Genomic DNA, 14,210 nt, shown 5'->3' with positions numbered 1-14,210 from the left:
CGCATGTCAGCCGAGATGATCCCGCAATCGGGAACAGGCGGCCGGCAGTTCAAACAGGTTCACTGGAGGCCGGATGTGCTGGAGCCGGTCGAGGTCGCCAGCGTGCGCAGGCCGATCTGGAACATGAACGCGTGGCTCAGCACGGGCGGCGTGGTGCCCGCAGAATAGCTATAGGAAGTTACATAGTTCGCCGCCAGCACGAAGCAATCGTCGACATAGCCGGCGCCGAGCACATATTGGTTGATCTTGTTGGCCTCGAGGTCCCAGCGCGCCGAGCCCGTCACCACCCAGTTGGTCGCGACCTTGATCGAGCCCGAGGTCAGGATGCCCTCACGGCGGGTCAGGTAACCGAGTTCCGGCTGCGGCGCGTAATTGCCGTACATCATGCTGACCGACCAGCGATTGAAGTTGGCGCGGCCTTCGGCCTCGAAGCGCTGGATGTTCCAGGTCTGCTCGTCCATGCGGGAGCGGACGCTGAACGTGTAGGTGCTGTTCGGCGAGTAGGCGGCGCTTGCGACGTAGTCGGAACGCGGCTTGTCGAGGCCGGAATCGAGGCCTGTATTGATGGTGTCCTGAACCGCGAAGGAGTTCATGCCGAACAGCTGGTAGGACTGCCCGAACAGCACCTTGACGGCGCCGCCCTTGTCGAACTGCGTGGTCGCCTGCACGCCGACATTGGCGCGGCCGCCGCCTTCGACGCGGTCGTAGCCGGAGAACTTGTCGACGCTGAACAGGTTCGTGGCGTCGAACACCATGCTCTGCGCGTCCTCGTTCGGAAGCTTGCCGGCATAGGTCTCGTTCGGGCGGATGATGACCTGCGCGATCGGCTCGATGGTGGTCGAGCCCCAGGGCTGAACGTTGATGAAGGGATAGCGGTATTCGAGGCCGACGGTCGGCATCAGGCGGAACGCCTGGGTGTCGCCGACGGGCAGGTAGTTCGACACGCCCGGCTGGTTGGAGATGTCGGCGTTGATCGCGTCTGCGCGCAGGATCGCAAACGGCGTCCAGATCTCGCCGAACGGATCGGTGTAGGACTTGCGCCACTGCGCCTCCGCCGTCAGGCGGGTGTAGGTGCCGGGGACGCCGCGCAGCAGACATCCATTCGGCATGCTGCGGGCACCGGGGTCGGCCGACAGGATTGCGCAGAGGCCCGAGGTGTTGGAGGTCGTCGTGATCGGATCGAACGCCGCGTCGTTCCGCGTCAGGTTGACGAAGTTCGTCTTGTAGGAGAACTCGCCGCCGAAGACCGGATAGTTCAGCACGTTCGAGTAGTCGATCACGGGGTAGACGACCGGCACCTGCTGCTGGTTACCCGAGAAGCTCGTCCAGTACATCGTGCGCGCGTCGAAGAAGCTGCGATTGCCGACGCCGGTCAGATAGAGCTGCGACAGCGCATCCGTCGGCAGGTTCAGGAACGAGCCGAGCGGGTCGCGATAGGCCGACAGACGGTAGTCCGACATGAAGTAGTAGTCGGAGAGCAGGACGCCGTCCCAGCCCCAGACCCATTTGTCGTTGAGCGCGAACTGGCCCTTGGTCTCGATGCCGCCGCGGAACTGACGGTCACCCGGCTGGCCGACGAAATTGCCCGGGTTGAGCTGGTCGATGCCGTAGACACGGACCTGGTAGGCGCCGTCCATCAGGCGCTGGCGGAACTCGGCCTGGAACAGCACGCCCTGCTTGGAGGTGATGCGCGGGCTGAAGGTCGCGTCCATGTCGGGCGCGATCGCCCAGTAGAACGGCACTTCGACGCCGTAGCCGAACGCCGTGTAGGAGGTGAAGCCAGGCATCAGGAAGCCGGTCTTGCGCTTCACGGTCGGGTCGGGCGTCGAGAAGTAGGGCATGTAGGCGATCGGCACGCCGAAGAACTCAAGCGACGCTGTCTCGAAGTACAGCATCTTCTCCTGCTGGTCGTGGATGATGCGGGCACCCTTGACCTGCCACAGCGGCGGCTTCTTCGGATCGTCCTTGCACGGCGCGCAGGCCGTGTAGACGCCGTTCTCGAACACCGTGTAGTTGCCGCTGGAGCGGTCGGCGCGGGTCGCGGCCATGCGGGTCTGGTCGGCGGTGTCCACGCGCAGCGAATCGACGAAACCGTCGCGGTAATCGTCGGAGAGATCCAGGATCTCGGCATAGGTGATCTTGCCGTCGGCATCCGTCATGCGGATGTTGCCTTCGGCATGGAGGCGCTTGGTCTTCTGGTCGTAGATGACCCGGTCGGCCTCGACACTTGTGCCGTTGTAGAACAGCTGCACGTTGCCGACCGCGGAGACGCGCGAATTGTTGTAGTCGTAGTCGACCTCGGTGGCCTGCACGAGCATCTGCCCGTCATTGGCGACCTTCGGCGGCTTCGGGCGGGGCGGCAGCGGATTGTAGGTGAAGCCCTGGGCGGCGGCAGGCGCCACCGCGGCAAGGTCCATCATGCCGGCGAGCGAGGCGACGGCGAGGACGGCCAGCGCGTGCTTGCGGATGGACAAGCCGCACCCGTTCGCGCGCAACAGGGTGCGCGGCGCCCAGCCAGCCAATTGTCCTCGGCGGACGGCCGTCACTATCCGTCCTCCTGATACAGCAAGGCCAAAAAGCCGGTGAGGCCGCCCACCACCACGGGCAACCACGCCGCAGCGATCGGATGCATCAACTCAGCCTTGCTCAAGTCTTCAGTCACTTTCGACAGGACGTAGAGCAGAAAGCCTGCGCCCACGCCACTCAAAACCATCTTCTGTACGCCGCCCATCCGGAAGAAGCGCAGCGACACGGAAGCCGCGAGCATCACCATGGCGGCGAGCAAAAACGGCTGTGCCAGCAGTTTGTGATACTGGAGTCGATATCCCGCTGTCGCGAACCCCGAACTCTCGGACGAGCGGATGTAGCTCGGTAGTTGCCAAAAGGACACAGTCTCGGGTGTGGAAAAGCTGTTGCGAACCTGCGCCTCGGTCAGCGTCGTCGGAATCTCCAGACTCGCCTGGTCGACCGGAGGACCGTCGAGCGAGAAGCGGCGGACGCCTTTGAACAGCCAGTGGCCGGCCTCGAGCGTCGCCTCGCGCGCCTCGACCCGCTCCTTGAAGTGCTGCTCTGTGTCAAACCGGAACAGCGTAAGCCCGGTCAGCCGGACGCCCTGCTGCTCGCTGCGCGCCGCGTTGATGATGGTCTGGCCGTCGCTGGTCACCTGGTTGAGCCAGAAGCCCGAGGCATCCTGGATGCCGCCGCCGGGCGCCGAGCCGAACAGCTCGGCTTCCATGCGCTTGGAGAGCTCGCGCAAATTCGCCGACATCGGATTGTAGGCGACGGTGGCGATCACGCCGATCAGCAGCGCGCTGCCGAGCGCCGGCGAGATGAACTGCCAGGCCGAGATGCCGGCCGCGCGCGCGACCACGAGCTCGAGCCGGCGGGAGAGGGCGAGATAGCAGGTCATGGCGCCGATCAGCATGCAGAACGGCGTCAGCTTCTCCAGCAGCTGCGGCACCCGGAACAGCGAGGTCTCGGCCACCATGATCGCGGACGCCGATGCGAGCCCTGAGGTCTTGCGCACCATCTCGATGTAATCGACCAGCACCAGCAGCAGGAAGATGCTCGCGAACACGCCGAGTGCGGCGACCACGAAGCGGCCGGCGAAATAGCGCCCGAGCGTATTGGTGAGCATGCTCATGCGGCGACCGGCCGTCCGAACAGCCGCGCGATGCGCGCATTCGACCTGTTGACGGCCTCCATCAGACCGGGCGGCGGCTCGACCACGATGCCGCCGATGATCATCCACAGCCCGAGGCCGATGCCCCCGAGCACCATCGCGTATTGGACCAGCACCGGGCCCGACGATTTCACCGACATGACCGAGCAGGCGAAGCCGGCCATGCGCAGGCCGAACACGGCGAGGATCGAGGAGCCGATCGAAAAGTTGCGACTCTGGCGGGTGGTTCGCGGCGCCCCCAGGAAGGCGAAGGTCAGCACGGCAAAGGCGAAGGGATAGATCGGCGCCAGCAGGCTGTCATGCAGGGCCGAGCGGAACTGGCCGGGGATCTGCTTGTAGACGGGGTCGTCCTCGGACGGCGAGAACAGCTCCCACAGATAGCGCTCGCGGATTCCGAGGGTGACGTCGTGGCCCTGATTGCCGAACTTCGACATGTCGAAGCCGTAGCGGCCGAACGCCACCAGCGCAGGATCGCGCTTGCCGGCCTCGAAGCGCTGGAGATTGCCGTCCTTGAGCACCAGGAACGAGCCGTTCTCGTTCTTCACGACCTCGCCATGCTCGGCGACGATCGAGACGCGCTCGTTCGGATCGCGGCGGTCGTCGATGAAGATGCCCGCGAGGATGCCGCCGGGCAGCCGCTCGCGAATCCGGATCGTGAGATTCTTGTCGAGCTGGGCGAAGCGGCCCGGCTGGAGGATGTTGGTGAGCACGTCGGCGGTGATCTCGGCGTCCCACTGCTTGATCCGCCGCATGCCGTCGGGCGCGAGATAGGCGGCGATGAAGGCGACCAGCAGCGCCACCACGCAGGTGGCGTAGAAGAACGGATAGAACAGCCGGAACGGCGAGAAGCCGGCGGCATTCATCACGATGATCTCGGAATCGGTCGCGAGCTTGTTCAGCGTGTGCGAGATCGCGATCATCAGCGCGATCGGCGAGATGATCAGCACCAGCGCCGGGATCACCAGGCTGGTGATGCCGAGAAAGGTCATGATGGTCTGACCCTGGCTCGTCATCAGGTCGATGCCGCGCAACGCCTGCGTAATCCAGATCACGCCGGTGAGGCTGACCAGGACGAGCGCAAACGACGCCAGCGTCGTGCGGAAAATATACCTGTCGATCGACCCCATGCGCTACCGCACGAATCCCACCAAGACCCCAACGCGCACCAGAATTCGGGCTGTCCGACCAATCCCCTGACAGGGATCCCCAAGGCCGGCCAATCACCTCTTCCGGAGGCTTACATTCTCACTACCATCCCTTTGATCCGTCAACAAAATGGCTGACCCATGGCACCCTCGCTATATGGTTAATATTTCCCTCGATGTGGCGTCCCGGCCACGGGCGGTGCTTGGCATCGACCGCGCTTCTCGCCCATAGTGGGAAGAGACCTGTGAATCGTCGTTCAGCTCCGGCCTTCGGCCGTACCGGTTGATCGACAAAAAGCCCCATGTTTTCGAGGAGTTACTCATGTCCGATGCCATCAAGGTCGGCTTTGTCCCAATGGCTTCTGCCGCCCGTGGCATTCTGGTCGTGTTCTGTGACGATGCTCTGAAGGTCGGCCCGGCGACATCAAAGGCGCTCGGCGGGGCGAACGAACTCGTCAAGCGGGCAGCGGCCGCCGGCTCATTCAAGGGCAAAAGCGGCGCCGCCCTGGACATCCTCGCCCCCGAGGGTCTGAAGGCCGAGCGCCTGATCCTGATCGGAACCGGCAAGGCCTCGGGCCTGAAAGCCAACGACTTCCTCAAATTCGGAGGCATCGCGGCGAGCAAACTCAAGGCGGGTTCCGCGGCCATGACTATCATCGCGGAGCTGCCCGGCGGGGCCATGAGCAGCGAGCAGGCGGTTGGGATCGCCTCGGGGCTGCGCTTACGCGCCTACAAGTTCGACCGCTACAAGACCAAAAAGAAGGATGGCGAGGAGGGCGCGCTGCGCGCAGAAATCTCGCTCGCTGTCAGCGATGCGGCCGCTGCGAAGAAAGCCTTTGCCTCGGCCGGTGCTGTGGTCGACGGCGTCATCATCGCGCGCGATCTCGTCAACGAGCCGCCGAACGTGCTGTATCCCGAGGAGTTCGCGCGCCGCGCCAGCCAGCTGCGCAAGCTCGGCGTCAGAATCGAGGTGCTCGACGTCAAGGCGATGCAAAAGCTCGGCATGGGCGCGCTGCTCGGCGTCGGCCAGGGCTCGGCGCGACCGAGCCGCACCGTCATCATGCGCTGGGACGGCGGCAAGAAGGGCGAGGCGCCGGTGGCCTTCGTCGGCAAGGGGGTCTGCTTCGACACCGGCGGCATCTCGATCAAGCCGGCCGGCAGCATGGAGGACATGAAGGGCGACATGGGCGGAGCGGCCTGCGTCGTCGGCCTGATGCACGCGCTCGCGGCGCGCAAGGCCAGGGTCAACGCGGTCGGCGCCATCGGCCTCGTCGAGAACATGCCCGATGGCAATGCGCAGCGGCCAGGCGACATCGTCACCTCGATGTCGGGCCAGACCATCGAGATCATCAACACCGACGCGGAAGGCCGCCTCGTGCTCGCCGACGTGCTCTGGTACGTCGCCAGGAAGACCAAGCCGAAATTCATGGTGGATCTGGCGACGCTGACCGGTGCGATCGTGGTCGCCCTCGGCACCGATCATGCCGGCATGTTCTCCAACAATGACGAACTCTCCGAGCGCCTGCTCGCGGCGGGCATCGAGAGCGGCGAGAAGGTCTGGCGCCTGCCGCTCGGCCCAGAATACGACAAGCTGATCGATTCCCAGTTCGCGGACATGAAGAACACCGGCGGCCGTCACGGCGGCTCGATCACCGCGGCGCAGTTCCTGCAACGATTCGTCGACGGCACCCCCTGGGCGCACCTCGACATCGCAGGTACCGCGATGGGGGCGCCCAAGACCGACATCAACCAGAGCTGGGGTTCCGGCTATGGCGTCCGGCTGCTCGATCGCCTTGTGGCAGACCACTATGAGCGCAAATGACGCGAGATGACTGAAGTCCTGTTCTACCACCTGCAAAACATGACGATTGAGAACGTCTTGCCGCCGCTTCTCGAGAAATCGCGCGAGCGCGGCTGGCGCGTCGTGGTGCAGTCGACCTCGCCAGAGCGCGCCGACGCGCTCGACGCGCATCTATGGACCTATCGCGACGATTCCTTCCTGCCGCATGCGACATGGCGCGTGAACGATGTGGCCGAACAGCCGATCGTGCTGGCGATCGAGCCGGACAACCCGAACGGCGCCAATGTCCGCTTCCTGGTCGACAACGCCGCATTGCCCGAGGACGCGCAAGCCTATGAACGGATGGTGCTGCTGTTCAATGGCGATGATCCGGACGCGCTTGCGTCGGCGCGCAGTACCTGGACGGATTGCAAGGCGCGCGGATTTGAGGTGACCTATTGGCAGGCCGACGAGCGGGGCCGGTGGCAGCGGCGGAATTAGCGGTCGTTTGCAATTAATGATAATTTGGTCTTTCTTGGCCAGACTGGCTTTGGCCACCTTCGTGCCGCAAAGTGATGTTGGGACAATCGCTTAGGGCTGCTCCTTCATGCGGGGACTTTCGTTTATCGTGCGACATCAAAAGCTTCCAAAGTCGCTCATAGTTGCGCTGGCGGCAGTCGCGCCGCTGATCGCGGGCTGCTCGGGCGGAACCGATCTGCTGGCATCTGCCAAGGACGCCGAGTGGTTCAACAAGCCGAGCCGCCTGTTCATCAAGAATATCTCGATCGAGTCGCCGCCTTTGACCCCCGACAAGCCGGTGGCAGCCGAGGATCTCGTCAGCGCCGATGGTGCGTGCCCCGGCATGGCACCGCCGCCTGGACCTGCCGACGCCAACGCGTCGACGACAGCGCCGGCGCCGATGGGCGGCACGGTCGCGCTCGGTCACACCGAATGCGACGTGGTGCGCGGCATCGGCGCGCCCTCGACCGTCAACCTCTCCAATGATGCCGCCGGCCGTCGTGTCGCGGTGGTGACCTGGACCACGGGCCCGCGCGCGGGCATCTACACCTTCACGTCAGGGCGCCTCTCCTCGATCGAAGGCACGCCCGAGCCGCCGGTCGTTGCAAAGCCGGTGAAGCCGAAGGCGAAGAAGAAAGCGGCGACGTAATACGGTGCCCTAATGCCGAACGCGACAGCACGAGCCTTCGCGTGAATGTCACACTCTTTCCCACGACGCCATCTGATGCGGAAGTCCTGGTGACCATTCGCATCGACGCAATGCGCGAGAGTCTGGAACGGGCTGGACGTTTTGACCCGCAGCGTGCGCGCGATCGCTTCCTGTCGTCCTTTGACCCGGCGTTCTGTCGCTTCATCGAAGCCGATGGTGTCCGCGTGGGCTTCGTCGCGGTTCGTCCTGGGCAGGACCACTGGCTTCTGGACCATTTGTACATCGTGCCGGAACATCAGGGAAAGGGCATCGGAGCCGCCGTGCTTCGACAGATCTTTGCGGATGCCGATACCCACCGCGCCTCTATCCGCGTGGGCGCGTTGCGTGGCAGCGCATCGAACCGCTTCTATCGGCGCCACGGCTTCACGCAGACGGACGAAGCCGATTGGGACATCTACTACCTGCGCCCGCCGAGCCTCCAGGACGAATAGCTGCCAAGAACTTCGCCACGTGCTTGCGCGCCGTGAGCATTCGTCACGCGGCCTTGCGTCCCTTGATCGCGGTCGCGAAGGCGTGAACGGTGATCTCGCCAGTCGCGCTCGCTGGCAGTCGCGCCTGCAAGCGGCGCTTCAGCTCTTCGCTCTCGGCATTTGACAACCTTCCCAGCGGGCCGCTCGGGCTGCTCACGACCATGGAGATCCAGTAATCCTCGAAGTCCGCAAATGTCCGCTGCACGACCAGCTCGCGGGTTTCGACGTCGCGAAGGCCGAGCTCTGCCCACAACCTTTTCAACGCCTCGAAACGCGATACATCCGCGCTCGGGGGGCGTAAAGCCGGCTTGCCGAGGCCATCCATTTCTTCCCAGAGGGGCTGCGTGGGTGAGCCGCCCCGCACGATGTCCCACGTATAGGACGCGACCACGCCACGGGGCTTGGTGATGCGCACCAGCTCCGAGGCACCTTTGCGCGCGTCGGGAACAAAGAACAGGGCCAGCGCCATGACTGCTACGTCAAAGCGGTTGGCGTCGTAGGGCAGGGCCATCGCATCGCCTATCGAAAGCTCGACCGGCTTTGTCGAAAATTTCTGGCGCGCAGTGGCAATCTGTCCGTCGGAGGGATCGACCGCGCAAACGGACGCAGGTGCGGACTTCGCAAGAATGAGTTCGGTGAACGCGCCATTGCCGCAGCCGACATCCGCCCAGGCCAGTCCGGAGCCTCGCGCCAGCCAATCGAGGAACAGCGTCCCGGCCGATCGGCTCCACGGCGACATGAAGCGCTCGTAAGCCGTGCCATCGGTGAATTTGATCGGTGCGGGTGACGACATCCGGGATCCCCCTTGAGCGTGCATCCTACGCAGTCTTTTGCACATTCAATTGCAATTCATCGATCATGCGCTGACGCATCACGAATTTCTGAATCTTGCCGGTCACGGTCGTCGGGAATTCCTCGACGAAGCGGATATAGCGAGGGACCTTGAAATGGGCGATGCGATCCTTGCAAAACGACCTGACATCCATGTCCGTCGTTGTGCTGCCTTGCTTGAGCCTGATCCAGGCGCAAAGCTCTTCGCCGAAGCGCTCGTCCGGTATGCCGAACACTTGCGCGTCGGCGACGGCCGGATGCTGGTAGAGGACGTTCTCGATCTCGACCGGGTAGATATTTTCGCCGCCGCGGATCGCCATGTCCTTGCTGCGGCCGACGACATTGCCGTAGCCGTCAGCGTCGAAGGTGCCGAGATCACCGGTGTGCATCCAGCCGTTGGCATCGATCGCCTCGCCGGTCTTCCCGGGGTCGTTCCAATAGCCAAGCATCACGGAATAGCCGCGGGTGCAAAACTCGCCGGGTGTGCCGACAGGCACCGTCTTGCCGTCGGGATCGACGATCTTGACTTCGACATGCGGATGGATACGGCCGACGCTGCCGACCTTGCGTTCGATCGGATCATTGCTCGCAGTCTGCAGGGAGACCGGGCTGGTCTCCGTCATGCCGAAGACGATGGTGAGATCACGCAAATGCATGTCTGACAGGCAGCGCTTCATCATCTCGATGGGGCAGGGTGCGCCACCGGCCCATCCGGTGCGCAGCGAGCGCAGGTCGAAGCGCGAGAACTCGGGGTGATTCAGCATTCCCAAAAACATCGTGGGGACACCGCCGACGCCCGTGCAGCGCTCGGCTTCCATCGTTTCGAGCGAAGCCAGCGGATCGAACCATTCGGACGGCAGTACCATTGTGGCGCCGTGAACGAGGCACATCAGCGTTCCGACGACCATTCCTCCGCAATGATAGAGCGGCACCTGGATGCAATATCTGTCGCTCCCTGTCAGGCCCATGGTCGCGCCGGAAAAGAACGCATTGTTGAGGATGTTGCGATGGCTCAACGTCGCGCCCTTCGGCGAGCCCGTTGTGCCGCTGGTGAACTGGATGTTCACCGCGTCGGTGTTTCTCAGCTCGCTGCTCAGCTCGCTCAGCCGCGCGCGAGAGCGATCCGTCGCCATCTTAGGCACCGCGTCGAAGCGGATAAATCCCGGCGCATCTGTTCCGATGCAAATCAGGGCTTTCAGCGACGGCAGCCTGGCCGATGTCAAATGGCCGAGCGACGATGTCGCGATCTCCGGCGCGAGCGCGTTCAACATGTCGATGTAGTTGCTGGTCTTGAAAGTCGCGGCCGTGACCAGCGCCGCGCAGCCCACCTTGTTGAGTGCGTATTCAAGCTCACCCACGCGGTAGGCCGGATTGATGTTCACCAGGATCAGACCCGCCTTGGCCGTGGCGAATTGCGTGAGGATCCACTCCGCATTGTTGGGCGACCAGATCCCGACCCGGTCGCCGCGCTTCAGTCCGAGCGCAAGAAGGCCCGCGGCCAACCCATCGACTTGTTGGCGCAGCTCCTGGAAGCTCCACCGGATGCCTTGATGCCGGACGACCAGAGCCTCGCGCTCCGATAGCCGCTCGCAGGCCTGGTCGAAGAAAACTCCGATCGTGTCCTCGATGAGAGGGGTATCGCTTGACCCGCGGACGTGGCTTTCGGTGATCGGCATGACACCCCCTTGGCCAATTGCATTCACATCGAAATGACAGGCCCAGAGATCTGCGATACGGCGGGCCTCGCGACGTCAGAACTCGAAAATTGACGCAAGCCTATGAGGCGCAGGACGATTGCACAAGCAGGTTCGGAGCAACTGCCGCGAGTTTGCAGTCTGGATTTTCTGGTTCGAAGCCGCTGATCCAGGCGCCGCGCCGCTATGAACCGGTCATCAACCTGAAGACGGCCAAGGCGCTCGGCATCGATGTGCCGGCCGTGCTGCTCGCTCGCGCCGATCGCGTGATCGGATAGCAGGAGGCTCTGCACATCCGTGCGTGCGATCGAAAATCGCGCGGTTGTGAAACGTGATCAGGCGCCACGCAATGTGCGCGTCCTCGCATCTGCCGATGTCCAAAACTGGCCCGCCGCAAATCTGGAGGAAATCTCCAGAATAATCACGCGCGTCTCAAGCAACGCTTCAAGAATGTCATGCTGGCGGCTGCTACGCATCGAGGGAGGGGCTGGATCGATCGAAGGATGATTTGGATGTCCATTACTTCTGTTTTTTCCCCGGTTACCGGGCAGCTCACGATCTTCGGCGACAGCGCCAATAACGGCCTCGTGATCGGCCGCAACACGTCCGGCCGCATTCTCGTCAACAACGGGCAAGTGAAGACGCTCGGCGGCGATCCGACAATCGCCAATACCAATGAGATCGACATTTTCGGTCAGAGCGGTGACGACACGATCACGGTCAACGAATGCCACGGTCCGATGCCCGCGGTGCACATCTTCGGCGGCGACGGCAATGACAGGATCACGGGTGGCTCGGGAGCCGATCTGTTGTTCGGGCAGGCCGGCGACGATGTAATCAAGGGCGGTGGCGGCAACGATCTGCTGTTCGGTGGCGCGGGTAACGACACGCTGGACGGCGGCAGCGGTGATAATCAGCTGTTCGGCGAAGCCGGCGACGACCTCATGATCTGGAATCCCGGCGGCGGCAGCAACGTTGTCGAGGGCGGCGACGGCAACGACACGGCCCAGGTCAACGGGAGCAATGCCGCTGAGACCTTCACCGTCACCGCGAACGGCACGCGCGTGCGCTTCGACGGGACGGGCGGCGCTGCGCCATTCTCCCTCGATATCGGCACGACGGAGAATCTCGTGCTGCGTGCCGGCGGCGGCGACGATGTCATTACCGCGGGCAACGGGCTCGGCAGCCTGATCTCGCTGACGCTCGATGGCGGTGCCGGCAACGACACGATGACCGGCGGTGACGGCAGCGATCTCCTGATCGGTGGTGCCGGCAACGACATCGTCAGTGGTGGACGCGGCAGCGACGTCGCCCAGCTTGGAACGGGCGACGACACCTTCATCTGGAATCCCGGTGACGGCAGCGACACCGTGGACGGCGGATCCGGCAACGACAAGCTCGTGTTCAACGGCGCCAACATCAACGAGACCATCAACGTCACGGCCAATGGCGGCAGGGTGCGCTTTACGCGCGATGTCGCCAACATCACCATGGACCTCAACAGCATCGAGCAGATCGAGTTCGATGCGCGTGGCGGGGCCGACAACATTGCCGTCGGCGATCTCAGCGGCACCGGCGTGAAGGAAATCCTCGTCGATCTCGGGGCCATCCCTGGCGGAACGCAAGGCGATGACGCGGCTGATACGGTGACCGTCGACGGGACTAATGGCAATCAGCACATCCAGGTCGCGGCCGCCGGCACGACCGTGACGGTGACCGGTCTGCCGGAAGTCGTTACGATTGCGAATGCTGAGGCTGCCAACGACCGGCTGGTGATCCAGGCGCTCGGCGGCAACGACGTCATCGACGCATCCGCACTCGCTGCGGTGATCGGGCTGACCATCGACGGCGGCGCGGGCAATGACACCATCACCGGCAGTCAGGGGGCCGACACCCTGATCGGTGGCGATGGCAACGATAAGGTTACCGGCGGCCGCGGCAATGACGTGGCTCTTCTCGGTGCAGGCGATGACCTGTTCACGTGGAATCCGGGTGACGGCAGCGACACTGTCGAAGGCGGCGCGGGAACGGATACGCTGGTGTTCAACGGCTCCAATGTGGCCGAGACCATGTCGATCTCGGCGAACGGAAGCCGTGCGCTTCTCACCCGCGACGTCGGCGCTGTCACCATGGACCTCAATGATGTCGAGCACGTGCAGATCGCCGCAGCCGGCGGCGCCGACAACATCAATGTCGGCGATCTCACGGGCACCGGCGTCACGCAGGTCGCGATCGACCTCAGCGCCGGCCCGGGCAGCCAGAGCGGAGACGGCGCGGCGGACCGTGTGACGGTGAACGGCACCACGGGCGACGACACCATCAAGGTCGTCACCTCAGGTGGATCAATCCTGGTCAACGGCCTCGCCGCGCAAGTAACGGTCGCGCACGCGGATGCGGGTGACGTGCTCGCCGTCAACGGAGGAGGTGGCAACGATGTGATCGATGCCTCCGCGATCAAGGCCGGTCAGCTTATGAGCCTCAATATCAACGGTGGCGACGGCAACGACACCATCACCGGCGGCGCCGGAAATGACATCGTGAATGGCGGCCGTGGCAACGATGTCGCCAGTCTCGGCGCCGGCGATGACACCTTCGTCTGGAATCCCGGCGACGGCAGCGATACTGTCGAAGGCGGCCAGGGCACCGATACGCTGCTGTTCAATGGTGCCAACATCAGCGAGAACATCAACATCTCGGCCAACGGCGGCCGGGTGCTGTTCACGCGCGATGTCGCCAGCATCGCGATGGACCTGAACGGGGTCGAACATGTCGACTTCAACGCCCTCGGCGGCGCCGACAACATCACGGTCAATGATCTCTCCGGCACCGGCGTGAACCAGGTCAATCTCGACCTCGGTGCGAATGACGGCGCCGCCGACACCGTGACCATCAACGGAACTGCCGGCAACGACGTCATCACGGTGACCGAGCACGACGGCATCATCACGGTGTCGGGACTTGGCCAGGACATCAACATCGCCGCTGCCGGCGCGGGCGACAGGCTCGTCATCAACGGCCTCGATGGCGACGACGTCATCACCGCCTCGGGCCTGAACAACGGCATTCAGCTCGTTGCCGCGGGCGGCAATGGTGACGACGTCCTCATCGGCGGCTCCGGCAACGACACGCTGCTGGGTGGGGCGGGCGACGATGTTCTGATCGGCGGGCCCGGCCAGGACATCCTCGATGGCGGCACCGGCAACAATGTCCTCATCCAGGACGGCGGGGCGTTGGCGGCGGCGATGCTGCTGAACCAGGCAATGGCGGCGAGCTTCGTTCCGGCTGGCGACGGCCATGGTGCGATGCCGCTGGCCGATCCGCACATGGCGCAAACCCAGACGCTCGCTCCGCCGCAGCACGCCTGATCTGCGGCACCGCGG

Annotated in this window: 11 protein-coding genes; 6 read left to right on the top strand and 5 right to left on the bottom strand. The window is 64.0% G+C overall.

Annotation, left to right across the window (positions count from 1 at the left end; translation table 11 throughout):
• Positions 1-59: 59 nt before the first annotated feature.
• Genes JQ631_RS12295 through lptF form a run of 3 tightly spaced genes read right to left on the bottom strand, consistent with a single transcriptional unit; the run spans position 60 to position 4,809 of the window.
• Positions 60-2,546, bottom strand: a complete 2,487-nt coding sequence (locus JQ631_RS12295) for an LPS-assembly protein LptD (RefSeq protein WP_212326505.1) — start codon at positions 2,544-2,546, stop codon at positions 60-62.
• Positions 2,546-3,643 carry an LPS export ABC transporter permease LptG gene (lptG, locus tag JQ631_RS12290; RefSeq protein WP_212326499.1) on the bottom strand — a complete coding sequence of 366 codons (1,098 nt, stop codon included), beginning with the start codon at positions 3,641-3,643 and terminating at the stop codon, positions 2,546-2,548. The genes JQ631_RS12295 and lptG overlap by 1 nt, the downstream gene beginning before the upstream one ends.
• Positions 3,640-4,809 carry an LPS export ABC transporter permease LptF gene (gene lptF / locus JQ631_RS12285; protein WP_212326498.1) on the bottom strand — a complete coding sequence of 390 codons (1,170 nt, stop codon included), beginning with the start codon at positions 4,807-4,809 and terminating at the stop codon, positions 3,640-3,642. Before lptF ends, lptG begins: the two co-directional genes overlap by 4 nt.
• Positions 4,810-5,149: 340 nt before the next feature.
• Here lptF and JQ631_RS12280 point away from each other — a divergent pair, with 340 nt between their 5' ends.
• From JQ631_RS12280 to JQ631_RS12265, 4 genes are all read left to right on the top strand, one after another.
• Positions 5,150-6,649: a leucyl aminopeptidase gene (locus tag JQ631_RS12280; protein WP_212326497.1), complete on the top strand. Its 1,500-nt coding sequence runs from the start codon at positions 5,150-5,152 to the stop codon at positions 6,647-6,649.
• Between the two features lie 6 nt (positions 6,650-6,655).
• On the top strand, positions 6,656-7,108 hold the full coding sequence (locus tag JQ631_RS12275; RefSeq protein WP_212326496.1) for a DNA polymerase III subunit chi: 453 nt from the start codon (positions 6,656-6,658) through the stop codon (positions 7,106-7,108).
• A 166-nt stretch (positions 7,109-7,274) separates the two neighbouring features.
• Positions 7,275-7,775, top strand: a complete 501-nt coding sequence (locus tag JQ631_RS12270) for a hypothetical protein (protein WP_212328583.1) — start codon at positions 7,275-7,277, stop codon at positions 7,773-7,775.
• 89 nt (positions 7,776-7,864) lie between these two features.
• Positions 7,865-8,266 (top strand): GNAT family N-acetyltransferase, encoded by a 402-nt coding sequence (locus tag JQ631_RS12265; protein WP_349644976.1) that lies wholly within the window; start codon positions 7,865-7,867, stop codon positions 8,264-8,266.
• Positions 8,267-8,309: 43 nt separating this feature from the next.
• On the opposite strand, the gene JQ631_RS12260 is transcribed toward JQ631_RS12265, so the two are convergent.
• Both JQ631_RS12260 and JQ631_RS12255 read right to left on the bottom strand, forming a co-directional pair.
• Positions 8,310-9,098, bottom strand: a complete 789-nt coding sequence (locus JQ631_RS12260; protein WP_212326495.1) for a class I SAM-dependent methyltransferase — start codon at positions 9,096-9,098, stop codon at positions 8,310-8,312.
• 25 nt (positions 9,099-9,123) lie between these two features.
• Positions 9,124-10,812, bottom strand: a complete 1,689-nt coding sequence (locus JQ631_RS12255) for an AMP-binding protein (protein ID WP_212326494.1) — start codon at positions 10,810-10,812, stop codon at positions 9,124-9,126.
• Between the two features lie 152 nt (positions 10,813-10,964).
• Between JQ631_RS12255 and JQ631_RS12250 the strand changes: the two genes are divergently transcribed.
• Both JQ631_RS12250 and JQ631_RS12245 read left to right on the top strand, forming a co-directional pair.
• Positions 10,965-11,108 (top strand): hypothetical protein, encoded by a 144-nt coding sequence (locus JQ631_RS12250; RefSeq protein WP_212326493.1) that lies wholly within the window; start codon positions 10,965-10,967, stop codon positions 11,106-11,108.
• Positions 11,109-11,342: 234 nt separating this feature from the next.
• Positions 11,343-14,195, top strand: coding sequence for a beta strand repeat-containing protein (locus tag JQ631_RS12245; protein WP_212326492.1), 2,853 nt, complete (start codon positions 11,343-11,345; stop codon positions 14,193-14,195).
• Positions 14,196-14,210 lie beyond the last annotated feature (15 nt).

The organism is Bradyrhizobium manausense (genome assembly GCF_018131105.1).
Classification (GTDB): domain Bacteria; phylum Pseudomonadota; class Alphaproteobacteria; order Rhizobiales; family Xanthobacteraceae; genus Bradyrhizobium; species Bradyrhizobium manausense_B.
The sequence above is the reverse complement of the archived record's forward strand: the minus strand, read 5'-3'. Positions and strand labels throughout refer to the sequence as shown.